Here is a 26,137-nt window from a genome sequence, read left to right as displayed (position 1 = left end):
CAATTGAAGTGCTATTCGTACATCATTAACACCTGCAAAATGTTAAAGTTTTAAAGTTTATAAATAGCTTTTTAAACTATTCTTTGCTACGGCTATTCTTATCAACCCCTTTATTTTGCTTATTTTTGGTGACACAATTACCATTCTATGGAGAAATCGCCGAAATTTGCCGTTATAGGCGGAGGGAGCTGGGCTACAGCTAATGTAAAAATGCTTTGTGAGAACCTAGACGAGGTTACCTGGTACATGCGCAGCGTTTATGCTATTGAACACATTAAAAAACAGGACCACAACCCCAATTACTTAAGCTCGGTAGAATTTGACAATTCTCAACTCTATCTCACCAGCGACATAAACGAAGCCGTTAGACGGGCAGATGTATTGATCTTTGCAATTCCTTCAGCTTTTCTAAAGCGGGAACTTGACCATCTCACCGAATCTCTCCAGGAAAAGATCATCTTTTCGGCCATTAAAGGAATTGTACCCGAAACCAGTCTTATTGTTGGCGAGCACTTCCACAAGACTTACAACATACCTTACGAAAACATTGGGGTGATCACAGGGCCATGCCACGCAGAAGAAGTGGCACTGGAGCGTCTTTCTTACCTCACCATTGCCTGTTCTGATGAAGAGAAGGCAAAACTGGTAGCCAAACACCTTAGCAGCGATTACATTACCTGCAAAACAAGTGATGACATTGTGGGTACCGAATATGCTGCAATGCTCAAGAATATTTACGCTATTGCTGCAGGTATTGCTCACGGCCTTGGGTATGGAGATAATTTTCAAAGCGTCTTGATGAGCAACGCCATAAGGGAGATGAAGAAGTTCATCAAAAAGGTGCATAAGATGAAACGGAATATCAACGATTCGGCTTACCTGGGCGACCTTTTAGTGACGGGATATTCTACCTTTAGCCGTAACCGGATGTTTGGGAATATGATTGGAAAGGGCTACACGGTAAAGAGTGCACAAATGGAGATGAGCATGGTGGCCGAAGGTTATTACGCTACAGACAGTGCTTACAATATAGTGCAGGAAACGGGAGCTAAAACTCCTATTATAAACGCCGTTTATGGTATTTTATACCAGGGAAAAGAACCAAAGAAAGTATTCAATAAACTGGCCGAGAAACTAGACTAATACGGAGACCTGCGTGGTTTTAAAAACCTCACAGATCTTTCACTCTGATAAGACCTACAAGGTCAAAAAAAAGACCTTGCAGGTCTTCTAAATTTTTATCGCAATCTACTCCTCTCCTTTAGAGAGGCGGGGAAAAGGTTTTACTTCAGCAGCACGCCTTTCTTCGGCATTACCGGAAGGTCTTGCAGGGCTTTTTCATTGATGCTGTTCTTCTGGAAGACAAATTTCTTGTGAAACATCTTTCCTTCAGCAAAAAAAGATACTGAGAATTCGTTGTTCAGTTGCAACACGTCGTCCTGCAAAAATTCCACTTTAGCAAAAGATTGCGGTGGCAGGTTGGTTATACTGTGCCTCATGGTTGAAGTTTCCTTCTTTCCATCGTAACCTTTAGAAACGATTAGGACTCCTTCAATGGCTTCGGCACGATCATTTATAAGGTAGATGTTCCAGTCAAGGCTACCATATTCCTCGTGTTTTTCACGTACGGCTGCAATGAAAACATTCTTCACCTGCGGGATATCAATATCCTTTTTCACTAACGATCTAATTTGCTTTTAGCCCATTTATAAACACCCCATAAAATTAATGCGGCAACAACCACTAAAATTGCTCCTATGGTGAATTCAATGATCTCAATAGCTACTAATAGGATGATGATTGCAACTGCAATGATTCCAATAAATACCAGGCCTGCTGTTTTCATATAGACGATTTAAACTGTTCCAGAAATCTCATGTCGTTCTCATAGAACATCCTAATATCCCCTATTTGGTAAAGTAGCATGGCAATTCTTTCTATTCCCATTCCAAAAGCAAAACCTGAATATTCTGAAGGATCTATGTTACAATTGCGAAGTACATTTGGATCTACCATACCGCAGCCCATAATCTCCAGCCAACCCGTACCTTTTGTGATGCGGTAATCGGTTTCGGTTTCAAGGCCCCAGTAGATATCAACCTCTGCACTTGGCTCTGTAAAAGGAAAGTAAGAAGGGCGTAACCTGATCTTAGATTTCCCGAACAACTGCTTTGTAAAATACAACAAAGTTTGCTTCAAATCTGCAAACGACACATTTTTATCAACATACAGGCCTTCTACCTGGTGAAAGATACAATGTGATCTTGCTGAAATTGCCTCATTTCTGAAAACCCTTCCGGGAGAGATCGTTCTAATTGGCGGCTTGTTATCCTCCATATAACGCACCTGTACCGAAGAAGTATGCGTGCGCAACAGCACATCGGGGTTGGTTTGAATAAAGAAAGTATCCTGCATATCCCTTGCCGGGTGGTATTCCGGAAGGTTTAATGCAGTAAAGTTATGCCAGTCATCTTCCATCTCGGGCCCTTCAGAAACATTGAACCCAATATTTGAAAAGATCTCGATGATCTGGTTCTTTACGATAGAAATTGGATGGCGCGCACCTATCTCAACCGGCTCCCCGGGGCGTGAAAGGTCTCCGTAGACTCCTTTCTCCTCCTCGCGGCTCTCCAGTTCTTCCTTTAATTTCTGAACTTTATTGGTAGCAGCATCCTTCAGCTCATTCACCGCCTGCCCAAATGCTTTTTTCTCTTCATTGGGCACCGCCTTAAATTCAGCAAAATACCCGTTCAAAATGCCCTTTTTGCCAAGGTATTTTATACGGAAATTTTCAACTTCATCTTTAGTATTTGCCGTGAAGGCTTCAATTTCAGAAATATGCTCCTTAATAGTTTCTGTCATGGTTCCTTGTCTTTAGGAAGCTGCAAATTTAGGAAAATAATACGGCACTCCAACTGTGGGTGCCGGTGCAATATTTGGGTAGCTAACCTGCCAAAAATGTCATTTTATATACTCCTTTTCCAAAAAGTACTGCACTATAGCTTCTTTCATAAGTACAGCCTGTTCTCCGGGTTTTAAGGTCGGCAGGTTTTCAACCACCTTATAATGAGGCCAGCCTTCATCATCAAAATATTCAAATTCGTAGTAACCATAAGGCTCCAGGAGTCGGCAAATGGCGATATGCATCAAATCGAGCTTGTGATCTTTCTTGAATTTTCTGTGAATTTGCCCCAGTTCCTGCAGGCCAATAATATATATGATAGCATCGAGCTCGAGCTTCTCCCCGTCGGCAAACTGCTTTGAAAGTTTAGTTTCGACCTCGGCCCAACGTTGTTTTAATTGTTCATCTCTAGACATGGCGCAAAGATAATTACTAAGAACCGGAAATTGCTATCTTTGGGAATATGAATATCCTGGATCTGCTGCTTAGCATTTTTTTACTTTTAGGGCTAGTAAGAGGGCTATTTAAAGGCTTTTTTGCAGAACTTGCAGCCCTGTTATCTCTCATTTTGGGAATATATGCTGCCATTCACTTTTCGGGCGGCACCTATATTTTTCTCGATTCTTTTATCAACTGGGATGAAAAATACCTGAGTATCCTCTCTTTTGCCCTTACCTTTTTTGTGGTGGCGCTCATCATTTCCCTGGTGGGGAGCTTTCTCACCAAAATGGTGCATATGGTGGCACTGGGTATTATCAACAGACTGGCAGGTGCAGCTTTAGGGGTGTTAAAAATGGCATTTTTGGTCAGTATTTTTATAATGTTCGTAGATGGCTTTGAAGTCTTTGATGCCGAAGAAGCTACGAAAGAAGAATCTGTATTATACGCCCCGGTGAGTGTACTTGCACCGGCAATTCTTCCTACTATTATTAAGGAAATAAAAGAAGGGGATCTTTTTGAGACTTCTTCTGAAGCTGAAACAACTCCAAAATAATCTCCGAAAAATCCCCTTTTTGGAAGGTATATTAGAAGTTTAACTGGTAAACCTCGTCTAGTTCAGAATTGTTGCTGATGTTTACACCCAGATCTTTGATAATTCCTGATCCCACTCCATACACAGCCCCATGCAGGAATAGATCCTGATTGTTGTTCCATGCATTTTGAACAATAGTGGTCTTAGCCAGGTCATAAACCTGCTCTACCACGTTCAACTCAACAAATCTGTCAAATCGCTCTTTTTCATCAGCGATACTATCCAGTGTATTCTTATGCACACGGTACACATCTTTTATATGACGAATCCAGTTGTCTATAAGCCCGATAGACTGGTTCTTCATTGCAGCCTGCACACCCCCGCAGCCGTAGTGGCCCACAACCATCACGTGTCTTACTTTTAAATGATTTACAGCATAATCGAGCACACTTAACATGTTCATATCGCTGTGTATAACCATATTGGCTATGTTTCTGTGAACAAAGACTTCCCCGGGTGCCGCCCCAATAATCTGGTTGGCCGGTACACGGCTATCTGCACAACCTATCCAAAGAAGTGGCGGCTGTTGTCCATTTTCAAGTCTTTTAAAAAATTCAGGATCTTTATTCAGCTCCTGTTGTACCCACTCTTTGTTATTCTTTAGTAATTGATCAAATAATTGTGCCATTTTTTGTATTATTTAGTTTTTTAGATTCACCTGCTATAGCAGGTATATTCTGTTTGAATTTAGTTTGTCTTAAGCTGTTTTAGGTCTCATAAAGAACTGATGATAGCTTACCGGGTTTTCTACCGTACCTCTTTGAGAAATAAATTTAATGTTAATATTTTTCTCTTCTGCTTTGATTCTGAAGTCATCAAGTATCTCTATAATATCACTATCAAGATAATGAGTTTTACTCACATCCATGATGAGACATCAATTTTCTTCAAGCCTATTAAGTTCTTTTATAATTGCCCCTTTATTGATAAAGGTAACTTCTTCGGCCAACCTCATTTTCACCGTCTTTTGCCCGTTTTGCACATCCTCTTTATGTAGGAAGTAAGAGTTTTGGTAACTCTTGATTAGGATCACACAAATACCAACCAGTAATCCCATGGTAATTCCTACCAGAAGATCTCCAAAGATAATACCTACTACCGTGACTATGAATGGTACGAATTGCTTCCATCCGGCGTTGTACATCTGTACAAAAAGCTGCGGCTTTGCAAGTTTATAACCCACAAGAAACAACACTGCTGCGAGTACCGACAACGGAATGAAATTAAGGATTGTAGGAATAATAATTACAGAGATAAGCAACAAAAATCCGTGGATGATGGCAGAGAGTTTGGTTTGCCCCCCAGACTGGATGTTAGCCGAACTTCTTACAATTACCTGCGTGATAGGTAAACCTCCAATAAATCCGGAGACAAGGTTTCCGGTTCCCTGTGCAAATAATTCCCTGTTTGTAGGCGTAGTTCTTCTATGAGGATCAAGCTTATCTGTAGCTTCTACACAAAGAAGAGTTTCAAGGCTGGCAACAAGCGCCATAGTAAAAGCCGTGATCCAGATCTCTGAACTTCCAATCATTCTAAAGGAAGGAAAAGTGAATTGCCCTATAAAAGAGTCAAAACTATCAGGTACGGGCACGTTTACCAGGAACTTCTCATCAATAGCAAACATAGAGGAATCACGGGTAACAATAAAGAAAATAATTCCTACTACCACTGCCACGAGCGGCCCCTGTATCAACCTAAATATCTTGCTTTTCTTAGTAAGCACCGAGTCCCATAGAATGAGAATCCCCATTCCTATCAGGGCAATTACAGTAGCCCCCACACTTATACTATTAAAAGCATTACCTATCCCTTCAAGAGAATAAATATCCCCAATGTTTCCATCATATCCAAAGAAGTGTGGGATCTGTTTTAGAATAATAATTATCCCAATTCCCGTCAACATTCCTTTAATTACAGACGATGGAAAATAGTACCCGATGATCCCGGCTTTTAGAACACCAAATAAGATTTGGATAACTCCTGCTAAAACCACGGCTAAAAGAAAGTCTTCGTAACTTCCCAAACTGGCAATTGCGGCAAGAACTATTGCCGCCAATCCGGCAGCGGGGCCACTTACCCCTACGTTAGAACCACTTATGGCTCCAACCACAATACCTCCAACAATTCCGGCAATTAATCCTGAAAACAAAGGTGCGCCACTGGCTAAGGCGATTCCTAAACAAAGTGGTAAGGCGACAAAAAATACTACAACACTGGCCGGCAAATCACTTTTGAGTTGCTTGAACATAAAATATATACGTTTACTCACAGGAACTTCTTTTGCTCCTGCAATTGGTTATTAAAACTTGATGAAAAATGAAAGGCCTTGCCAAAAGTGCAAATACAGCACATGGAATATCTGGGCCGCAAAAGTGCAGCCACATAAAAGCAGACCTAAAAAACGGATATAATTATATGCTCTTGGGCGGGGGAGAAATTACCTCCAGGTAAACCGGATAATAATTTTTGGTGTAGGAAAAATTTTCTTTTTGATGCGCTTTTAGATATTCAATACTAACGTGGTTTGAATAATTATCTTCTATTACAGTTTCAAAAGAAGCCAGGTTCTTTGAAGAGTTTTCCTCCTCGTTTGCCGTAAAGGCAAAAGATATATCTACAGAGTCGTCTATTAAAGCAATAATTGTAGGCCCCACAATAAATGTGAAGAAAACAAAGAACAATATGTAAGCGATCTTTTTCAAAGGTTACAAAAATAACATTTTTGACGAGTGTCACAAATCTTATAACCTTCCCAAGTCTCCTAAAACACAGTAAATGGGGGAATTTTCAATTCTTTATAGCTATGGGAAATAAGTAAAATTTATACTTGTTTGCAGAAAAGCTGATTTACAATCTTTTGAGATTGTCTTCTTCTAACCATCCCCGGCTTCCGTTGGGCAGCGCTATTTCTACCCAGTCCTGGAAATTTTCAGTGATCTTCACCTTCGCCCCTTCATGAAGTAAAAAGGCGTCTTCGGCCCTTGGAGAGGGTTCGTTCTTTATCTGTACTTCTTCTGAAAAAACAATAGCATAATTACTCTCCTCATCAAAGCTCTGTTTTGTCGCAGCCACTACTGCTGAAGATATAGCCATCACCAAAAAGAACATCGCACCTATAAACAGCAGTCTTTTCACCAGGGTTTTGTTACTGAAGTAGTAAACAAGGAAAAAGACCACAAACACGAACATACAAAAAATAGCTACCCAACCCCATCCTGAAGCAGAGAACGCTGCAGTAGAGGTGTCAAAAATGCCTCTAAAGCCTGCCTGTTCTTCCTCTCCTATGGCGTCAATCGCCATGTTCCTGGCAAAGCCAATATTATTGCGCACGTCTTCATCACCGGGTGCGAGTTGCAGTGCTTTTTCGTAGTGGAAAATACTTGGCGCGACCCGGTTAAGCTTATAATAGCTATTTGCGAGGTTGTAATGCAGTGCTGCCGAAGTTTGTCCGTTTTCCAGGATCTGTTCGTATTGTGTTATGGCTTCCTCGTAATTTCCTGCGGCGTAAGCTTTATTTGCAGCCTCAAAAACCTGAGAATTCTGTGCTGTTGCACTTAAGCTGAAACACAGTGCCAGTAAAAAGATCAGCTTTTTCATACTTGTTTATCCAATTCTGAAATTACACGTACTGCCTTATCATAATCCTGCTGCATAGCAACATTTGAAGCCGGGGTGTAGCGGGCAAATTCACAGCTCTTAAGCAGTTCATTAAATTCTGCTACTGTGCCTGTATTGGCACCTCTACTTTCCAGCAGTTCCTTTATGCGCTCCTTGCTCATCTCGCTGGTTTGTATGTGCAGTTTTGCCTTTAAATAATTGTGCAGTGCCCTTTCCAAAGATTCGTAGAACTTGGTTTGGTCTCCCAGGTTCTTTTTAGCTTCAGACAAATATTTGCGTGCCAGTCGGTCAGCTTTTCTTATTCGGTTACCCCGCACATCACCTGCTTTTGCCTGTCTTCTTTTTCCGAAGAGAATTACCAGCGGAATGAAAAGCAACGGACTCAAAAACAAGGTCCAGAATAAAGCCGATCCCATAAATGGCGCCTCTCCAATGGTTTTTAGAGAAGTATTGAGCTTGATATACCTAAATTGATTTGTCGCAGCAGGCACCTGTTGCGCTACCGCAGACGGGTTATTGCCCGGTGTTGCACGGCTTCCTGCCGGCGGGGCCTCAACTTCGAGCAGGATCTCCTGTGAAGTAAGGGTTTTGTAAGAACGGGAATCAAGATCAAAGTAACTAAAACTCACCGGCGGAATAGGAACCTTGCCTTTGGCCTGTGGCACAAGGGTATATTGATTGGCAATGCTTCCCTGCATCCCGTTTATCGTGGTGTTTACATTTTCAGTATACTCCGGCTCGTATTTTTCCATAGAGGCCGGCACTGTTAACTGCGGAAGATCAAATAATTTAAGGTTCCCCTGGCCCCGCACCTCAACTGTAGCCTGTAAAGATTCTGTTGCTCTAAGTTCAGTTTTGTCTGTGGTAACTTTAAGATTAAGATTTTTACCCACAGCCCCGGTAAAATCGGCAGGGCGGCCTTCCTGTGGCAGCGGTTTTACTTCAATCACCCGGTTACCCGCAGCGACTACTTTATCGACTGTTTCGTAGAATCTGTTTCCAAAGATATCCCTTCGGTTGCCCGGAACTTCTACTGAAATATTTAGTGTAAGAGGTTCAATATTCAGCTTTCCGGTCTTCTGCGGATACAGGACGGTTTTCCGAAGTACTACAAAGCGATAAGGCTCCCCTTCATAAGTGCCGTTTTCTACCTCAAGCCTTCTAATGTCAATATTCTGGCTCCAGAAATCACTAAACTTGGGGCTATCAAGCTGTCGCCAGTCGCTCACGTTTATCCGCGGACTCACATACAGCTTGTAAACTACCGTAATGGCTTCATTGAGATAAGGATTGGTGTTAGAGATCTCTGCCACCAAATGAAGATTTTCTGAAGCCACATACTCTGAATTCTCCCCATCGGTAGGCTCATCTACGGCAGCCGTTACCTCCACCTGTACTGGTGTTGTTTTATAAAGCTTACCGTCAATTGTGATCTCGGCCTGCCCAATGGTAAATTTACCACGCCCTTTTGGTGCAAGAAAATAGCTGTAAGTTTTAGAATAAGTCCGTTTGCCGTTGATCCAGCTGTTGCTCACCGCCTGGTTGGGACCTCCCACTACGGTAAAATTGGTGAACTCTGGCGGATTAAAATTATCTCCATCCTGGTTCATCTCAAAATCTACCCTAAGGCGCTCATTCACCCCCAGCCTGTCCTTACTTACCTTAGCTTCAAACTGCACCTGCCCAATGGCAAGACCAGAGAGTAGTAACATTACTAAAAGTACCAGTTTATGCTTCATCATTAACTACCAGTCTTTTTCTGTTTGCACAGGAACTCCTTTAGCCTTTTTGGCATTTATCCTTTCCTGAACTTTCTTTTCTTCATTTCCCATAGCTTCCAGTAAATTCTTCACCTGTTGTGGTGAAAGCTGGCCCGGTCGCTGCTGTGGCTGTTTAGGCTGCTCTCCTTCTTTTGGCTGCTCCTGTTTTTTCTGTTCTTTATCATCGGGTTGGCCGGCTTTGTCTTTCTTCTGCTCGCCTTCCTTATTCTCATCTTCTTTTTTATCGCCACCTTCCTTTTCATCAGGCTTGCCATCTTCGTTCTGCTCCTTCTCGCCTTCGCCGTCCTGCTGCTCTTTTTGATCCTCTTGCTTTTGTTGATCCTGTTGATCTTTCTCTTTGTTATCGCCGCCGCCACCTTGTTTTTGCTCTTCTTCCAGCATCTTTTTAGCCAAAGCCAAATTGTAGCGGGTCTCGTCGTCTTTAGGATTGTTGCGCAGGGACTGCTTATAAGCCTCAACAGCTTCACTATATTTCTTTTGCTTCATATAGGCATTCCCCTGGTTGTGAAAAGCATCGTGTTTTAAGGGCTTTTCTTGGGCTGTTGCTGCAGCACCGCGATGTCGCTCCAGCGCCTGATAGGTTATATCTTTGTTATAGTAAAGATTTCCGAGGTTGTATTTTGCTTCGGCATTTGCCGGGTCTTTTGCAATTGCCTTACGGTAATATGCCTCGGCCGTAGCAGGATTGTTATCTGCCAAAGCAGCTTCGGCTTCCTGCATATATTTTCTTGCAGCTTTAATTGCTGCTTCAGGATTTTCCTGTGCAGCTGCAACCAACGGAAAAGAAAAAAGCAAACCAAAAAACAGCATTTTTGGCAGGTATGGTATCATCATCCTATTCATCATCAGCTTCTTTTTTCGTTAAACAAATTTAACCTTTTTAACCAGGAAGTTTGTCGCTCAAGTAAAAGTATATCAAGCAACAGGAAGAGCAGACCTAGCGCTAAAAACCACTGAAACTGGCTTTTGTAATCGGCCACCTGCTGGGATTCAAATTCCTTCTTATCCATATTCTGAAGAATGTCGGTCACTTCTTCCACTACCTGCGCTGTATTACTGCCATCAATGTACCTCCCGTTTGCTTCGGAAGCTATCTCCTTCAGGGTTTCCTGGTCAAGCCGGGTGATCACCGTTTCCCCCTGATTATTTTTCTTATAATTCTGAACTACTCCGTTCCTTTTGATGGGAATTGGCCCACCTTTGGCAGTTCCCACTCCAATAGTTACTATCCTGATGCCTTCGCGGGCAGCTTCAGCAGCTATATCTTCAATATTACCCTCATGATCTTCCCCGTCGCTAATGAGAAACAAAACTCTATTGGTTTGCTCGTCATCATTAAAGTAGGTCTTAGACAGCTCAATGGCTTCCCTTATAGCTGTTCCCTGCGATGAAAGCATATCGGTATTCATGCCCTGCAGGAACATTTTTGCCGCAGCATAATCTGTCGTGATTGGCAACTGCGGAAAAGCACTTCCGGCATAAGCTATGATCCCCACGCGGTCACTCGCCAGGTTATTGATGATTTGGGTAACCAGTTGTTTTGATTTCTCAAGCCGGTTTGGGGCAATATCTTCGGCCAGCATACTTTTCGAGACATCTATTGCAAAAACAACATCAACCCCTTCCCGTTTTACAGTTTCCAATTTTGTGCCAAACTGCGGATTCACCAGGGCAATAACAAAACTTGCAATAGCCAGGCAAAGCAGCACAATTTTAAGCACCTGCTTTCCGGTAGAGCGATTAGGGCTCAACCTGTCCAGCAACTCCTTATCGGCAAACTTCCGCTGCGTTCTTTTTTGCCAAAAGATGACCATGGCATACAGCAGTACAATGACCGGGATACCTATCAATAACCACAAGTAAGTCTTATCTTCTAACAAAAACATCTTATCCTCTTTTTATACAAAGCTTCTGAAAATAGTAAATCTCAACAACACTTCCACCAATAACAGGAATCCTGCCAGTAAAATCAAAGGCCGGAATTTCTCTTCATAATTATAGAACCTGAATTCTTCTATTTCAGTTTTTTCCAATTCATCTATCTCATCATAGATCGCCTCGAGGGACTTATTATCGGTCGCCCGGAAGTATTTTCCACCAGTGGTTTCAGAAATATCTTTTAAAAGAGCTTCATCGATCTCTACCGGTACCCTGCCGTACTGGAAACTTCCGTTAGGCAAAATTGCTATGGGAGAAAGCGCAGTTCCATTACTCCCCACCCCAATGGTGTAAACCTTAATTCCAAATTCTACTGCCAGTTCGCTGGCAATCTTTGGATCTATAAAACCGGCATTGTTCATCCCGTCGGTAAGCAGGATCACTACTTTACTTTCGGCTTTGCTGTCTTTTAATCTATTTACTGCTGTAGCGAGACCCATTCCAATTGCGGTACCATTTTCGAGCACATTGTTGTATTCAATATCTTCAAGCGCACTTAGCACTATGCTTTTATCACTTGTAATTGGGGTTTGGGTAAAGCTTTCCCCGGCATAAACTACAAGCCCAATTCTATCTGCAGGACGGTTTTTCACAAAATCGGCTGCCACTTCTTTTGTAGCTTCCAGCCGGTTGGGATCTAAATCGCGTGCGAGCATACTGGCCGAAACATCTATAGCCATGACAATGTCGATACCAAAGTTGCTGCTGGTACGAGAAGAGACATCAACGCTGCGGGGCCTGGCCAGGGCAGTGATCACCAGCGCAAGAACCAACAACCTGAGCACCATGAGAATGGGCCGCAACTTCCCTAACATACCGGGTTTAGCCTCAAAACCTTTGATGCTCGAGATCCTGAGTTCGGCGGTTTGCCGGTGTCGTTTCCAAATGTACCAGCCCAGGGCCAGTGGCAAAAGCAACAATAACCAAAAGAACTGCGGATCTTCAAAAACTAATCTTTCGAACATTAATTGCTGTTGTTTATAAGTTCAACCGATGTGGTGATGCGCTGGGCGATCTCATCGGCATATTTGTCATTTTCATTATAGATCACTACCACCTGCTGGAATCCTTCTCCCATTCCGAAGTTTAGGATAGTGTACTCTTTAGAAACAGGTTGTGATTTTTCATCTTTTTGAAGGCTCATGGTTCCAAATATTTTGAAACCGGGAGCTCCGTTCAAAGTTTCATAATCTTCCTGTTTGGTGATGATGTTCTTTGCACCGTTAGCCTCAAGGAAGGCATAAACATCTTCTACAGCCATCTCCACATCAAAATCTTCACTGGCGGGGCGCGTACTTACACTAACAAAGAGGTTGGTATCAAGGCTGCCATAGTTAAAAGTCTCTTTGCCCTGCGACATTCCTACGCTATCGCTAATATTTCTCACCAACACATCGGGCGTGGCAATAGTGACCGACGGCGTACCATATTCACTGGAGATCCAATCGCTCTCAAGCATCTCTTTACTGCTGTTCCCAATGTACGTATCTGTAAAATATTCTATTCCGCGGGTAGAGATAAGATATGCAGCACCCGCACTTATAAGAAGTACAACTGCAACTATGCCAAAAATGATCTTTTTGACCTTCTTTTTTCTCTCCATTCTCTCCCTGTATTCCCGATCTCTCAACAGTTCTTCTTCTGTTGGCTGCGGGATAGAAGCTTTAGTGTCTTTTATAACATTTTCAACACTGCTGCGGTCTTCTTTTGCCGTAAGCACATCGGGTTTGGAGTTTGCGAATTTTGCAAGATCGGCTCTTTCCAGTATTTCTTTTAAGCGGCTAATGGTCGTATTTTCCAGTTTCAGTTTACCCTTGTCTCTTTCAGCTTCAAGGTAGGTGATAAGCTCATTGGTGGTACTTTCCAGCGCATGGTCATAGATCTCCCCATCGAGGTATCGCCTTACTGCGGCAGAGAGCTGGGAGTAATATTCTTTTATTTCCCGTTGCTCCAAAAGATGAGAATCATCCAGCTGCTTTAGCTCAAAAAGTGCACGCTCATAAGGCGGAAGCTGTTTTGCAGCCTCTTTTCTCTTTTTCCTGCTCCTGTAAAGCAGATATGCTACTACTCCAAAAAGAATAAGTCCCAGCAGCCACCAGAGCCAGGTGGGAACACCAAATGCCGGCGGTACTTCAACAGCAGGTTTTATGGGAAACATTTTTTGTTTGGTAGTATCAACTACCACATCATTCACCTCAACCGAAAAAGAATCGGTGCGAAATTCCCTGTCGTTTATTAAAACACGCTGCCGCGGAATTGTATAGCTGCCAGAATCAAATTGAGTAAGCACATATTCGCGGGTAAGGCGGTAACGGTCGCTTATCTCGCTGGTGTCTATTGCAAAAGCCTCGATCATTTCGAGCGGAGAGAAGCTCTGCCCTTCGGGGAAAACAACCAGGTCTTCACGACTGGTTTCCACAGCCAGTTTATAGGTGATCTGCTCCCCTATCTTTATCGTAGTGGTGTCTACGGAAGCAGAAACTTCCTGTGCCTGCCCCCTAAAATTGTTGAGCAGCAGAAAAAATGTACACAGGCAGAAAAAGAGAACGCTCTTCGCGGGGGTGTCAAAAATGCCATTCTGCCTTACTATTTTTTGCATTTGTATTCTTTTATCTGGCCTTGAAATAGCCCAGTAATTTTTTCACATAACTTTCATCTACACGGGTGCTAAGGCTTCCCGCTCCACTTCTTCGGAAGCTTTCAGTAAAATATTCCACCCTTTCGTGGTAATATTTGGAATAATTGCGGCGCACCGACCTTGAAGAGGTATCAACAAGTATCCTTTTTCCGGTTTCTTCATCCTGCATGGCGACCATTCCCAGGTTAGGAATCTCTTCCTCTCGCTCGTCATAAACCCTAATCCCGGTCACATCATGCCTACCGCTGGTGATCTTTAGGGTACGCTGATAATCTTCAGCAATAAAATCGGAAAGCACAAATACAATGGCCTTCTTCTTCATGACGCGCGAAAGATAACTGAGTGCATTTTCCAGATTGGTCTTTTGACTTTTAGGCTCAAATTCCAGCAGTTCGCGGATAATACGAAGTACATGAGAACGTCCTTTTTTAGGCGGAATATAAAGTTCAATAATATCTGAAAACAGGATAAGCCCTATCTTATCATTGTTTTGGGTAGCCGAAAATGCCAAAGTAGCGGCAATTTCAGTAATAATGTCCTGCTTGAACCCATTGCGGGTACCAAACAATCCGGAGCCGGAAACGTCAACCACCAACATCATGGTAAGCTCGCGCTCCTCTTCGAACACCTTCACAAAAGGTTCAGAATAGCGGGCAGTAACATTCCAGTCAATATTCCTTACATCATCCCCAAACTGATACTGGCGTACCTCGCTAAAGGTCATTCCCCGCCCTTTGAAGGTAGAGTGATATTCCCCGCCAAAAATGTGGTCACTTAACCGGCGGGTCTTAATCTCTATTTTTCGTACTTTCTTGAGTAACTCCTTAGTATCCATTTCTTCAATTGACAATGATCAATAAACAATTATCAGTGACTAATTAACAGCTGACAGACCTTCAAATTCTGTTCATTGTTAATTGCTAATTGTTCATTGTTTAAGGTACTTCGATCTCGTTGACGATCTTGTTGATGATATCTTCAGAAGTTACATTTTCGGCTTCGGCTTCATAGGTAATTCCAATCCTGTGGCGCAGCACATCGTGTACTATGGCGCGAACATCTTCGGGCACCACATAACCCCTGCGCTTAATAAAGGCGTAGCATTTTGCCGCCGTTGCCAGGTTGATACTTCCCCTTGGCGAAGCACCAAAGTTGATTAAAGGCTTAAGACTTTCAAGTCCGTACTTTTCAGGGAAACGAGTTGCAAAAACGATATCCAGGATATATTTTTCGATCTTTTCATCCATATAAACCTCGCGCACCGCTTGCTGGGCTCTGGCAATTTGATCCAGGCTCACCACCGGATTCACCTTCTCAAAACTACCTTTTAAATTGGCACGAATGATCATTTGCTCATCGGCCATTTCAGGATATTTAATGACGGTTTTCAGCATAAAACGGTCAACCTGCGCCTCGGGCAGCGGATAAGTTCCTTCCTGCTCTACCGGGTTCTGGGTTGCCATTACTAAAAACGGCCTGTCCAGCACAAAGGTCTCTTCCCCAATGGTCACCTGCTTTTCCTGCATGGCTTCCAGCAAAGCCGACTGCACTTTGGCCGGCGCCCGGTTAATCTCATCGGCAAGCACGAAATTTGCAAAGATGGGCCCTTTCTTTATGCTGAAATCATTCAGCTTCATATTGTATATAAGGGTACCTACAACATCTGCCGGAAGAAGATCGGGTGTAAATTGTATACGACTGAAGGAACCATGTACGGCTTGCGACAGCGTATTAATAGCAAGGGTTTTTGCCAGTCCCGGCACACCTTCAAGAAGAATATGCCCCTGGCCCAGCAAACCAATTAACAGACGTTCAACCATATGCTTCTGGCCCACAATGACCTTCTTCATTTCTGAACTTAAAATATCAACAAAGGCACTTTCGCGCTCAATTTTTTCATTGATACTGGCTATGTCTACCGAGCTGTTATTTTCCTGCATGGATAAAAAATTTTATTTAGGTGAAGATACTTATCTATTGTCAACGGCGCAACCTCAGCAAATATTCAACCAAAGTATCTTAAATTTTTGTTAAAACAAAAAAAGCAGCGGGGTTACCGCTGCTTTAAAAATGCTTTTTTAAAGACTTATTTACTCTCCGTCAAGGAACATAGGATCAAGAGGCACTGTTTCCCCCTGTTCAACCTCAACGTTATTCACTACTGCAGAATTAAGCCCGGAACCTTCGGCAGGGACAGCGGTAACTTTATAAGTACCTGCAGGCAGCCCGTGTACTTCAAACTTTCCATTGGCATCGGTATAAGCAGAAGCATTCACAGTAGCGTTTTGAACTTTGATCAAAGCCTGCTCTGTAGTTGGATGTACGCTCCCCATAATAGAACCTGATTTCTCTTCAACTGCCATTCTTATTACAGGGTGAAGGTTGTAACCATCGGCTGAAGTATTTTTCACAGATTGGTCTACATCAAAATCAAGAATAAAAGTGTACTCGGCATTTGCTTCCAGTTCCTGCCCCACCATTACTTTCAAGCCAGATTGTTGACCGCTCGGGGTTTTCAAAGCAAATTCCTGCTCTACATCTCCATTCATAACAACAACACTGTTGTCACCACCTAATATAAGTCTTATCTGGTGAAGGTAACCGGCTTCAATTTCGGTGTCTACCAATAATTCGGTCACACCACCTGTAAGGCTTAAAAGATCAATTACTCCTGTGTTCACTCCTTCAAGGCTCGTCCAGCCTTCTTCGTCATTACCTTCGGTGGTTGTTTTTATCATTACATCTTCAACTTCCACGTATACGTGCTTGTAATCACCGGGAGCATCGGTTAGTTCTACTGCCACTCTTGCAGTACCCCTGTCGGAACCACTGGCATCGTCATCTGAACTACAACTAACAAGCCCGCTAAGCAGGGCAGAAAAGAATAAAAATAAATGATACTTTTTCATAAATGATTTGTTTTGGTTTAGGCATGATAACGCTCGATGAAAGGGTTTAATCTATCGATAAACGAAGTTTAACTCTTTTTAACTCTCCTTCGAATTCTTTAACAATCCGCCTCCTTCGTAGAAGAATAGAGTTCATTACTTTTAAAACATGAGGCAAAGAAATTCTTATTCCCGTATTATTCAGGATCCTGAAGCCTGGCAACAACTTTCAAAAGGAAAGAAAATTCAGCTTTTTCAACATTGCGTGGAAAAAGGAATCACCAGTTTTTTAATTGACCTTTCCGGGACCCAAAGCTACACTCATGACCTGGGAGCTGCATTTAGCGAGAGCGGATTAAGCCGTGACCAGGTACAAATAGCAGCCTGTCCCGGTACAAATCTTATAGAAGAACAAGCTATTTTTGACCGGGTAGATGAAATTCTCGAACTTCTGGATACAGATTACCTAGATCTATTGATCCTCGATTTTGACGTACCCTCAGAAGTCCTGCTTTCGGCTATAAAAAAGCTAAGGGCAGTGGGTAAGATTGTCGAAGTAGGAATAGTGGAAAAACGCCTGGGAGAGAAAAAGGCATTTTTGGAAGATTTTCCTTCCAGTGCCACACTTTCTGCCTTCAGTTTTACACCCGCAGCCGTGAAAAGCCTTACCTTAGTTGAAGCTGCTTCCGAAGGGATCACTCAAATGATCATTCCTGAAAGCGGGGACTGGGAAAATGAGCATGAAAAGCTCCAAAAAGCCGCCGGAAAGTACAACCTGCGCCCAAAAGAGCTGCTTTTTGCATGGTTACTGCACCACAAAGCCCAGTTTCATGCTGTGATTAAAGGAAATTCTGAAGCGATAATAGATTCGGCATACAAAGCTTTCCATACCTCTATAATTGAAGAGGATTTTAAAAAGCTGCCGGAAAGACTTTGAAAAAAACACATTTTTGACACCTATGAACAAAACAGCTTTAGTCACCGGCGCCAGTAGTGGAATTGGCAAAGCAACCGCGAAAGCACTGGCCGGTGCAGGTTATCGTCTCGTTATTTGCGGCAGAAGAAAAGAAGCCCTGGAGACCTTAAAAAATGAACTAAGCGGTAAAACTGAAGTTCACATCCTTCAGTTTGACGTGAGAGATAAAGAAAAGGTGAAAGAGGCCATTCAAAGCCTTCCGCAGGACTTTGAGACCATTGATGTACTGATTAATAATGCAGGAAATGCCCACGGTCTTGACCCAATTCAAACCGGGAACATTGAAGACTGGGACGCAATGATAGATATTAATGTAAAAGGCCTGTTGTATGTAAGCCGGGAGATCATTCCGCAGATGGTGGAAAGGGGCGCCGGAGACATCATCAATATTGGATCACTGGCGGGAAAAGAAGTTTACCCCAACGGGAACGTGTACAGCGCAAGCAAACACGCGGTTGATGCTATAAACCAGGGAATGCGTATAGACCTAAACGGGAAGGGAATAAGAGTGGGCGCCATTAACCCGGGGCTGGTAGAGACCAACTTTAGTGAAGTGAGGTTTAAAGGAGATTCCGAAAGGGCAAAATCTGTATATACTGGCTTTAATGCCCTTAAACCTGAAGACATTGCCGAGATCGTAGCTTTTGTGGTGACCCGCCCGCCACATGTGAACATTGCCGACCTGCTCGTGCTGCCTACCGCACAGGCAACTTCTACCATTGTGCACAAGGAATAGGAAGAAATGATTAATAAGCGCCTTCTTATCAAAAACCTGCTTGCGCATAACAGCGAAAATAGTTTTTACGATAAAAAGCGCCAGATCAACCTGGGGGAAAAAGAAGGGAAGGCCAAATTCCTAAAACATATATGCGCCCTTGCCAATTCCAACCCTAACAATAATTCTTATATGGTGATTGGCGTAGAAGACTCCGATAACGAAATACAGGGAGTAGATTTTTTTGATGACAGCAAGATCCAGAACCTCGTGAATGCCTATCTCAAGAACCCTCCGCTGGTGGCTTATGAGAATATTCCGTTTCCACATTTGCCCCACGACATGGTGGTGGGATTGGTGACCATTAAACCCAACAAAGGAACAACCTGTTCGTTGCGAAAAGGCATCTGGAAGTATCCTGCGGGCAGTATATTCTTCAGGGAAGGCAGCATAAGCATAGCTTCAGAATTTTCCCGTGGCATTCAAAGCGATAATTTAGAAGTAGTGGGCGCCATTGAGGCGCATTCTCAGAATAACATACAACTTACCCTTGACGGGGTATTTGACTTCATGGGAAAACATGAGAACCTGAGCCCCGAGTATAAGGTTTTTAAAGAGTACTTTGTAGTGTGCTGGAGCGGCAAGAAGAAAGAAATTAACCAGGAAGTTTACTACTCGAGAGTAGATATTGAACTTATTAATGAGCAGGTAAAACTTTTTTATTCTGAACTTGATGAGGTGAGCATTAATATTTCTGAAGACCTTTTTACCATTTTGGAGTATGTAAAACTGGGGCTTAATGACAGGTTTAAATACTACCCGCTTGAAGAAGTAAAGATCCTCTTTAAGGATAATGCCACTTACGAGATTAAAACCAACATGCTTTTTGAACCTCCGCAATTCGAGAAAAGAACGCTTTACCACATCTACAATTCCAATATTGCGCTGATACAAAAGCTAAAGCAAAACTTGCAGCTGACCCCTTCCGAAGAAAAAGACCTTTATAATGTGCCTGCCACTTATTTATTATGTCATTTCAACGGCTTTAGCGAAGCCCTTGACAGGCTGGAAGATGCTAAAGAAGAATTGAAGAATTTTGATGAAAGAATATACCAGCAGTACAAAGAAAGCCTGCGGATATTGAGGAAAGTAAAATACAATTAAATGAAAAGGACTCTTGTAATAGGAGATATTCATGGAGGTTTAAAAGCGCTTGTTCAATTACTGGAAAGGGCCAAAATAACGCCAGATGATAAGATCATATTCCTGGGAGATTATGTAGATGGCTGGAGCGATTCGGCCAATGTGGTTTCCTATCTAATAGAATTTTCAAAACAAAACACCTGCATTTTTTTACGCGGAAACCATGACGACCTCACCCACCGTTGGTTAAAAACCGGCGAGCTGAATGATAAATGGCTGCAACACGGGGGGCAGTCGAGCATTGATGCCTACCGTAGATTTACCAATAAAGAAAAACAGGAGCACATCAGGTTCTTTGAAGAAATGGTCAATTATTATATTGATGCCGAAAACCGGCTTTTTGTACACGCCGGGTTCACCAATCAAAAAGGCCCCGAAGAGGAATATACCCCCACGCCGTTCTACTGGGACCGCACCCTCTGGGAAATGGCCATGGCTTTAGATCCTTCTTTGAATCCGGGAGAAACGCATTATCCAAAACGCCTGGAGCTATTCAGGGAGATCTATATTGGCCATACGCCGGTTACCAGGATTGGTGAAGACAAACCTGCCAATTTTGCAAATGTTTTTAACATAGATACCGGTGCAGCCTTTATGGGAAAGCTATCTTTACTCGATGTAAATTCAAAAAAGGTGGTTCAAAGTGACCCGGTACATAGCCTTTATCCTGACGAATCGGGTAGAAATTAAGAATTTTTTTAACGCTCTCCTCTATTAACTTTCTATCTTTGTAGATTACCAAAATTATAATGGTTCGGTTCTTGAGAATATAACCATGAAAAACACCCTACCTATATGGCGCTAGAGAATATTAGATTAGAAGTAATGAAGACTGTTGAAAAGTCTATCGATGAATTTGTAGAAAAGTATCTCATTCCGGTGGAAGATATCTGGCAGCCTACAGATCTTTTGCCAAATTCGCAGAAAGAGAATTTCTTTGAAGAAGTGACCCAGATCCGCGAAGAAGCTCAGGAACTCGGATACGATTTCTGGGTGGTGCTCGTAGCCGATATGGTGACCGAAGAAGCCCTGCCTACTTACGAATCCTGGCTTATGGACATGGAAGGTGTTGAACAGCACGGGGCCTCAAAAGGGAATCAAAACGGATGGGCTAAATGGATTCGCCACTGGACCGGCGAAGAGAACCGTCATGGAGACACCCTCAATAAATACCTTTATTTATCGGGAAGAGTAAACATGAGGGAAGTGGAAAAAACCACGCAACACCTCATTAATGATGGTTTTGACATTGGTACCGGGCGTGATCCTTACCGCAATTTTGTATATACCAGCTTCCAGGAACTGGCAACCAATATTTCTCACAAACGAGTAGGGCAACTGGCGAGAAAGAAAGGCAATAAAATGCTGGCCAAGATGTGTAACATCATCGCAGGAGACGAAATGCGTCACCACCTTGCCTACAGGGAATTTGTAAAGACCATTTTTGAATACGACCCAAGTGAGATGATGCTTGCTTTTGAAGATATGATGAAGAAAAAGATCGTTATGCCGGCTCAGTTCATTAGAGAGAGTGGCCAGGGCATTGGCGAGGCTTTTGAGAATTTCTCTAATGCTGCTCAAAGGCTTGGCGTCTACACTACACAAGATTACATCGAGATCCTTCAAAAACTGAATGACTACTGGGAAATTGACAAAATGACTTCCCTTACAGATAAAGCCGAAAAAGCCCGTGATTACCTCATGAAACTTCCAGACAGGATGACGAGAATTGCTGAGAGGATCAAAGTTCCGCAAGACCCGCATCAATTTGCATGGGTAAGCCCCAACGGAAAGTTATAAGCATTGGGAGGCTGTTCTTAAAAAGACAGCCTCTTTTTTTTGCTTTCTTTCTGCGGAAGTTTCCTTCCAAAAATGGCATTTTTGAGCATCATTTTTCCATAAACCTTTTCCAATAAAAATTCTGAAGACTAAAGAGGAAATTACCATTCCTGCTGAAGAATTTTCCCAATTTTTTAAGCCGAAATCTCCCATGGCTGAGGCAGCCGTTTTATTGCTAAGTTTGCACAGCAAATTTTTAGCATGGGTACCACCAAAAATCCGCTTTTTATAGTTCTGGCCTTTTTCTCCATCTACGTGATCTGGGGCTCTACTTACCTGCTCAACAAGATCGCGGTGACCGAGTTGCCGCCATTCATGCTGGCTTCCATCAGGTTTGCCACAGCGGGCCTCCTCATATTTGGGATAAGCCGTGCCATGGGCAAAAGACTTCGAATTACCCGCGCACAATTCTTCAATACCGCGATTGCGGGATTCCTTTTCCTGGCTTTTGGAAACGGTGTGGTGGTTTGGGCCCTTAGGTATGTAGACAGCGGCTTTGCAGCCCTGGTAATTTCGGCACAACCCCTGGTAGTGCTGGTGTTTATGCGCATTTTTGAGGGAAAAAAGATCCTGCCCATGTCTATGGTAGGGGTCGCATTGGGCTTAACAGGTATTTACCTACTCGTGAGCCAGAAGCAGGTCACTTCAGAAGAAAATTCAGTTTTAGGAATCATTATGATCTTCTGCTGTCTTCTTAGCTGGTCTTACGGAAGCCTTTTTGTGGGAAAAGCAAATTTACCATCCAATCATTTCGTCAATACGGGCTATCAAATGTTTGCGGCAGGCATTATTTTAGCAATAGCAAGTCTTGCCTTCAACGAGTCCTGGAGCTCTCCTTTCAACTGGAGCACCCCCGTACAATACTCGATGTTACTGCTCATTATCTTCGGAAGTATTGTAGCATTTACAGCCTTTAACTACCTGCTGAAGGTGATCTCTCCCGAAAAAGTAGCCACTTCCACCTATGTAAATCCGGTTATTGCCATGATTCTGGGCTGGTACTTTTTAGATGAACAAATCACAAGCCAGTCGGCCGTTGCCGCAGCCGTTCTTCTCACAGGAGTATATTTTATAAACACCAAGAAAAAACTGATGGTGCTTTCGCGATTCACAAGCAAAGCATCTACTTTTCTGAAGAAAAATTAGGGGCGAAAAATGCCATTTTTCACCCCTTAGCTGCGCTTCCTCTCTTCGGAAATAATCTTTTCTGAATCTCTACTTTACTTCCAGATTCTTGTGGCTCACGTTGACCGCATTCTGCTGAATGTCAAAAACCAGGGTCTTCTTGAAATAATCATCTCCCTCCTGGAGATAACTTCCGGTAACCGATTCTTCTTTTCCGTTATTTCGGGTAAACCTGAAGGTGTACTTACCATCAACAGCATCTCCGGGCACCTGAAGGGTATGAGCTATTTCCTGCCCTGTAGGCAGAGCATCAACTTCAAAGCTCACTTTTTCCCCGGCAGTGAAGACCCGCAGGTTTTTAACTGTTTCAGAAGTATTGTTGACAAGTTCCAGTTCCAGAACATGATCTTCGGGGACGCAGGAGAAAATAAGGCTGATAAACAACAAGAGTGTAAAGATTCTTTTCATTTGAGTAGTTGGTTTAGTTTGTTCTAAGATAAAGAATCTGTCACTTTAAAAGAAGTGGTTTTTCTGCGGAAAGGTTTTAACAGGCTTAACTTAACATACTTTAACCCTTTCCTTTGACATACATCAATTCTAACCCGCCAGGCCTTTATTACCTTTACACAGTTGAGGATTAACCTCATAACAAGACAAATAAAACTATAGATATGAACAAAGAACAAGCACTATTACAGCCGTATAATAAAGGAAGTTTGAACCTGAAAAACCGTGTGGTCATGGCACCCATGACGCGAAGCCGGGCCACAAACACTGAAAATAAACCTACCGGAGAACTTCAGGGGGAGTATTATAAACAACGGGCCAGCGCCGGACTCATCATTACCGAAGGGGCCCAAATCTCTAAACAGGCCGTGGGTTATATCAATACCCCGGGGATCCATTCCGAAGAACAAATCCAAGGCTGGAAAGAAGTCACCGATAAAGTTCATGAAGCCGACGGAAAGATCTTTATACAGCTTTGGCATGTGGGTAGAATGTCTCACCCCGATTTTCACAACGGAAATTTACCCGTGGCACCTTCAGCCATAAATCCAAATTCAAAATCCTTTACTTCCGAAGGTTTAAAAGACACGGTCACGCCAAAAGAAATGAGCGTGGAGGAAATCAAATCTACCGTGCAGGATTTTAAACAGGCCGCTGCAAACGCCATGAAAGCCGGTTTTGACGGGGTAGAAATTCATTCTTCAAACGGTTATTTGCTGCACCAGTTCTTTAACGGTACCTCAAACCAACGAACCGATGAGTATGGTGGCAGCATTGAAAACCGCGCAAAGATCCTTTTTGAAGTGATTGACGCCATTAAAAAAGTAATGCCCGAAGAGAAAATTGGCCTGCGCCTTAACCCTTCCCTGCACGGGATCTTTGGGATGACTATGGACGAAGAAACCATTCCTACTTTTGATTACATCATTAAGAAGCTGAATGATTACAACCTGGCTTATCTTCACCTTTCTGAACCTTTTAATGATGTTTCCGATCTTCCTTTTGCTGAAACTGAGATCGCGAAACGTTACAGGCCTATGTATAACGGGACTTTAATGATCAATACCAACTTTGACCAGAAAAGCGGAAATGCCATCCTGGAAGCAGGGAATGCCGATCTCGTAGCCTTCGGAAAACCTTACGTTTCAAACCCCGACCTGGTAGAACGCTTTGAACAGGGCGTTGAACTAACCGAATGGAATGAGAAAACCTTCTACACCCCCGGAAAAGAAGGATATTTAGATTACCCGGTAAAAACTGAAAGAGAACCAGCGCTAAAGTAAGGTTCCAAAAATGCCAAAAAAAAGAGGCTGTCTTTCGGGACAGCCTCTTTTTTGTTTCAGCGTGTTTAGCTCTTACAAATCAAACTTGATTCCCTGCGCCAGTGGCAGTTCAGTCGTGTAGTTGATGGTATTTGTTTGTCGGCGCATATAGACTTTCCAGGCATCAGAACCTGATTCTCTACCACCACCGGTTTCTTTCTCACCTCCAAAGGCTCCGCCAATCTCGGCACCCGATGTTCCTATGTTTACATTGGCGATTCCGCAGTCAGATCCTTCTACAGAAAGGAATCTTTCAGCCTCTCTTAGGTTGTTGGTCATAATTGCAGAAGATAATCCCTGCACCACTCCATTCTGAAGTTCCAAAGCATTTTCGAGATCTCCCGAATACTTCATAATGTATAAGACCGGAGCAAAGGTTTCGTGCTGTACAATCTCATATTCATTTTTGGCTTCAGCAATTGCCGGTTTTACATAGCATCCACTTTCATAACCTTCCCCTTCAAGCACCCCACCTTCTACAAGAATGTTTCCGCCTTCTTCAACAACTTTGTCTAAAGCAGACTGGTAATTCTTCACGGCATCCTTATCGATAAGTGGTCCCACGTGGTTGTTCTCATCTAACGGATTTCCTATTCTCAACTGCTTGTAAGCATCAACAATAGCGCTTTTCACCTGGTCGTAAACATCTTCGTGCACAATCAATCTACGGGTTGAAGTACAACGTTGCCCACAAGTTCCCACGGCTCCAAAAACGGCTCCAATCACTGTATTTTTAATATTGGCATCGGGAGTTACAATGATGGCATTGTTTCCGCCAAGTTCCAGAAGAGATTTTCCAAGTCTTGCAGCAACTGCCTGGGCAACTATTTTACCCATTCTTATAGACCCGGTTGCAGATACCAAAGGAACCCTTTTATCATTGGTCATCATTTCACCAACTTTATAGTCTCCCGTGATCAAACAGGAAATACCTTCAGGAAGTCCGTTTTCTGAGAAAACTTTGGCTGCGATATTCTGGCAGGCCACAGAGGTTAAAGGGGTTTTTTCAGATCCTTTCCACACGCATACATCGCCACATACCCAGGCAAGAGCGGTGTTCCACGACCATACGGCTACAGGAAAATTAAAAGCCGAGATCACTCCTACTATCCCCAGCGGATGGTACTGTTCGTACATGCGGTGTCCGGGCCGTTCTGAGTGCATGGTAAGCCCGTGCAATTGGCGACTTAATCCCACGGCAAAATCACAGATATCGATCATCTCCTGTACTTCTCCCAGCCCTTCCTGGTAAGATTTTCCCATTTCATAAGAAACCAGTTTTCCAAGAGGCTCTTTTAAGCGGCGCAATTCGTCATTAAACTTCCTTACAATTTCTCCTCTTTGAGGCGAAGGCATTGTTCTCCAGGTTTTAAAAGCTTCCTGTGCAGTTTTGATGGTGCGGTCATAATCTTCGCGGGTAGTAGACTTTACTTTTCCAATTAAAGCTCCGTCAACCGGGGAGTAAGATTCGATGACCTCTCCCGAAGAAAACCATTCCTTCCCGGTAGAAGTACCGTTGTTCACCTTGTCTACATTAAGACCAAGATCTTTTAAAGCCTGATTTATTCCGAATTTTTCAGCAATTGCGCTCATTCTTGTTGTTGTTTTAGTATGTTTTTGTTTGGATAGTTGCGAATATAAAAAAATTAAAG

The 26,137-nt window shown here is 43.0% G+C and carries 26 protein-coding genes and 1 pseudogene; 9 read left to right on the top strand and 18 right to left on the bottom strand.

Going from position 1 to position 26,137, the window contains the following annotated elements:
* The first annotated feature begins 147 nt into the window (after positions 1-147).
* Positions 148-1,143 (top strand): NAD(P)H-dependent glycerol-3-phosphate dehydrogenase, encoded by a 996-nt coding sequence (locus tag V5739_RS08855; RefSeq protein WP_423817863.1) that lies wholly within the window; start codon positions 148-150, stop codon positions 1,141-1,143.
* 140 nt (positions 1,144-1,283) lie between these two features.
* Here V5739_RS08855 and V5739_RS08850 read toward each other — a convergent pair whose 3' ends face one another.
* The 4 genes from V5739_RS08850 to V5739_RS08835 all read right to left on the bottom strand — a co-directional run bounded on the left by V5739_RS08850 (position 1,284) and on the right by V5739_RS08835 (position 3,318).
* Positions 1,284-1,679, bottom strand: a complete 396-nt coding sequence (locus V5739_RS08850) for a hypothetical protein (protein WP_266068103.1) — start codon at positions 1,677-1,679, stop codon at positions 1,284-1,286.
* Positions 1,679-1,846 (bottom strand): hypothetical protein, encoded by a 168-nt coding sequence (locus V5739_RS08845; protein ID WP_266068104.1) that lies wholly within the window; start codon positions 1,844-1,846, stop codon positions 1,679-1,681. The genes V5739_RS08850 and V5739_RS08845 overlap by 1 nt, the downstream gene beginning before the upstream one ends.
* Positions 1,843-2,862: a phenylalanine--tRNA ligase subunit alpha gene (gene pheS / locus V5739_RS08840; protein ID WP_266068105.1), complete on the bottom strand. Its 1,020-nt coding sequence runs from the start codon at positions 2,860-2,862 to the stop codon at positions 1,843-1,845. The genes V5739_RS08845 and pheS overlap by 4 nt, the downstream gene beginning before the upstream one ends.
* Before the next feature lie 99 nt (positions 2,863-2,961).
* Positions 2,962-3,318: a hypothetical protein gene (locus V5739_RS08835; RefSeq protein WP_266068107.1), complete on the bottom strand. Its 357-nt coding sequence runs from the start codon at positions 3,316-3,318 to the stop codon at positions 2,962-2,964.
* A 47-nt stretch (positions 3,319-3,365) separates the two neighbouring features.
* Here V5739_RS08835 and V5739_RS08830 point away from each other — a divergent pair, with 47 nt between their 5' ends.
* Positions 3,366-3,896, top strand: a complete 531-nt coding sequence (locus V5739_RS08830) for a CvpA family protein (protein WP_423817862.1) — start codon at positions 3,366-3,368, stop codon at positions 3,894-3,896.
* Positions 3,897-3,927: 31 nt separating this feature from the next.
* Here the strand turns inward: V5739_RS08830 and can are convergent, their stop codons facing one another.
* The 12 genes and pseudogenes from can to V5739_RS08770 form a co-directional block, all read right to left on the bottom strand.
* A complete protein-coding gene (gene can / locus V5739_RS08825; RefSeq protein ID WP_423817861.1) occupies positions 3,928-4,563 on the bottom strand; it encodes a carbonate dehydratase in 636 nt (211 codons plus the stop codon).
* Positions 4,564-4,632: 69 nt separating this feature from the next.
* Positions 4,633-6,183: pseudogene (locus V5739_RS08820) on the bottom strand (SulP family inorganic anion transporter).
* Between the two features lie 163 nt (positions 6,184-6,346).
* Positions 6,347-6,637, bottom strand: coding sequence for a hypothetical protein (locus V5739_RS08815; protein WP_423817860.1), 291 nt, complete (start codon positions 6,635-6,637; stop codon positions 6,347-6,349).
* Between the two features lie 145 nt (positions 6,638-6,782).
* Entirely contained in the window at positions 6,783-7,532 is a 750-nt protein-coding gene (locus V5739_RS08810) for a tetratricopeptide repeat protein (protein ID WP_423817859.1), read from the bottom strand.
* Positions 7,529-9,292 carry a BatD family protein gene (locus tag V5739_RS08805; RefSeq protein ID WP_423820461.1) on the bottom strand — a complete coding sequence of 588 codons (1,764 nt, stop codon included), beginning with the start codon at positions 9,290-9,292 and terminating at the stop codon, positions 7,529-7,531. Before V5739_RS08805 ends, V5739_RS08810 begins: the two co-directional genes overlap by 4 nt.
* 6 nt (positions 9,293-9,298) lie before the next feature.
* Entirely contained in the window at positions 9,299-10,180 is an 882-nt protein-coding gene (locus V5739_RS08800; protein ID WP_423817858.1) for a tetratricopeptide repeat protein, read from the bottom strand.
* Positions 10,180-11,220 (bottom strand): vWA domain-containing protein, encoded by a 1,041-nt coding sequence (locus V5739_RS08795; protein WP_423817857.1) that lies wholly within the window; start codon positions 11,218-11,220, stop codon positions 10,180-10,182. Before V5739_RS08795 ends, V5739_RS08800 begins: the two co-directional genes overlap by 1 nt.
* 12 nt (positions 11,221-11,232) lie before the next feature.
* Positions 11,233-12,237 carry a vWA domain-containing protein gene (locus V5739_RS08790; RefSeq protein WP_266068114.1) on the bottom strand — a complete coding sequence of 335 codons (1,005 nt, stop codon included), beginning with the start codon at positions 12,235-12,237 and terminating at the stop codon, positions 11,233-11,235.
* Complete coding sequence (locus V5739_RS08785) at positions 12,237-13,871, bottom strand: BatD family protein (protein ID WP_423817856.1); 1,635 nt, start codon at positions 13,869-13,871, stop codon at positions 12,237-12,239. Before V5739_RS08785 ends, V5739_RS08790 begins: the two co-directional genes overlap by 1 nt.
* A 10-nt stretch (positions 13,872-13,881) precedes the next feature.
* The gene (locus tag V5739_RS08780) at positions 13,882-14,745 is read right to left on the bottom strand and encodes a DUF58 domain-containing protein (RefSeq protein WP_423817855.1); all 864 of its coding nucleotides are present in this window, start codon (positions 14,743-14,745) and stop codon (positions 13,882-13,884) included.
* A 100-nt stretch (positions 14,746-14,845) separates the two neighbouring features.
* Entirely contained in the window at positions 14,846-15,850 is a 1,005-nt protein-coding gene (locus V5739_RS08775; RefSeq protein WP_266068118.1) for an AAA family ATPase, read from the bottom strand.
* Between the two features lie 150 nt (positions 15,851-16,000).
* On the bottom strand, positions 16,001-16,819 hold the full coding sequence (locus V5739_RS08770; protein WP_345599805.1) for a DUF4382 domain-containing protein: 819 nt from the start codon (positions 16,817-16,819) through the stop codon (positions 16,001-16,003).
* A gap of 148 nt (positions 16,820-16,967) precedes the next feature.
* Between V5739_RS08770 and V5739_RS08765 the strand changes: the two genes are divergently transcribed.
* From V5739_RS08765 to V5739_RS08740, 6 genes are all read left to right on the top strand, one after another.
* On the top strand, positions 16,968-17,735 hold the full coding sequence (locus V5739_RS08765; protein ID WP_423817854.1) for an aldo/keto reductase: 768 nt from the start codon (positions 16,968-16,970) through the stop codon (positions 17,733-17,735).
* Positions 17,736-17,757: 22 nt separating this feature from the next.
* The gene (locus V5739_RS08760; protein WP_423817853.1) at positions 17,758-18,510 is read left to right on the top strand and encodes an SDR family NAD(P)-dependent oxidoreductase; all 753 of its coding nucleotides are present in this window, start codon (positions 17,758-17,760) and stop codon (positions 18,508-18,510) included.
* Between the two features lie 6 nt (positions 18,511-18,516).
* Positions 18,517-19,653, top strand: coding sequence for an ATP-binding protein (locus V5739_RS08755; protein WP_423817852.1), 1,137 nt, complete (start codon positions 18,517-18,519; stop codon positions 19,651-19,653).
* Complete coding sequence (locus V5739_RS08750; RefSeq protein ID WP_423817851.1) at positions 19,654-20,382, top strand: metallophosphoesterase family protein; 729 nt, start codon at positions 19,654-19,656, stop codon at positions 20,380-20,382. It abuts the gene before it with no gap.
* A gap of 105 nt (positions 20,383-20,487) precedes the next feature.
* Entirely contained in the window at positions 20,488-21,492 is a 1,005-nt protein-coding gene (locus V5739_RS08745) for an acyl-ACP desaturase (protein ID WP_423817850.1), read from the top strand.
* A 240-nt stretch (positions 21,493-21,732) separates the two neighbouring features.
* A complete protein-coding gene (locus V5739_RS08740) occupies positions 21,733-22,677 on the top strand; it encodes an EamA family transporter (protein ID WP_423817849.1) in 945 nt (314 codons plus the stop codon).
* 69 nt (positions 22,678-22,746) lie between these two features.
* On the opposite strand, the gene V5739_RS08735 is transcribed toward V5739_RS08740, so the two are convergent.
* Positions 22,747-23,124, bottom strand: a complete 378-nt coding sequence (locus V5739_RS08735) for a hypothetical protein (RefSeq protein WP_423817848.1) — start codon at positions 23,122-23,124, stop codon at positions 22,747-22,749.
* A gap of 203 nt (positions 23,125-23,327) precedes the next feature.
* Between V5739_RS08735 and V5739_RS08730 the strand changes: the two genes are divergently transcribed.
* Positions 23,328-24,446 carry an alkene reductase gene (locus tag V5739_RS08730; RefSeq protein ID WP_423817847.1) on the top strand — a complete coding sequence of 373 codons (1,119 nt, stop codon included), beginning with the start codon at positions 23,328-23,330 and terminating at the stop codon, positions 24,444-24,446.
* Between the two features lie 72 nt (positions 24,447-24,518).
* On the opposite strand, the gene V5739_RS08725 is transcribed toward V5739_RS08730, so the two are convergent.
* The gene (locus V5739_RS08725; RefSeq protein ID WP_423817846.1) at positions 24,519-26,078 is read right to left on the bottom strand and encodes an aldehyde dehydrogenase family protein; all 1,560 of its coding nucleotides are present in this window, start codon (positions 26,076-26,078) and stop codon (positions 24,519-24,521) included.
* Positions 26,079-26,137: the final 59 nt, after the last annotated feature.

Source organism: Salinimicrobium sp. TIG7-5_MAKvit (assembly GCF_049569215.1).
GTDB classification, from domain to species: domain Bacteria; phylum Bacteroidota; class Bacteroidia; order Flavobacteriales; family Flavobacteriaceae; genus Salinimicrobium; species Salinimicrobium profundisediminis.
Note: the sequence above shows the minus strand (reverse complement) of the source record. Positions and strands in the feature narration are given on the sequence as shown.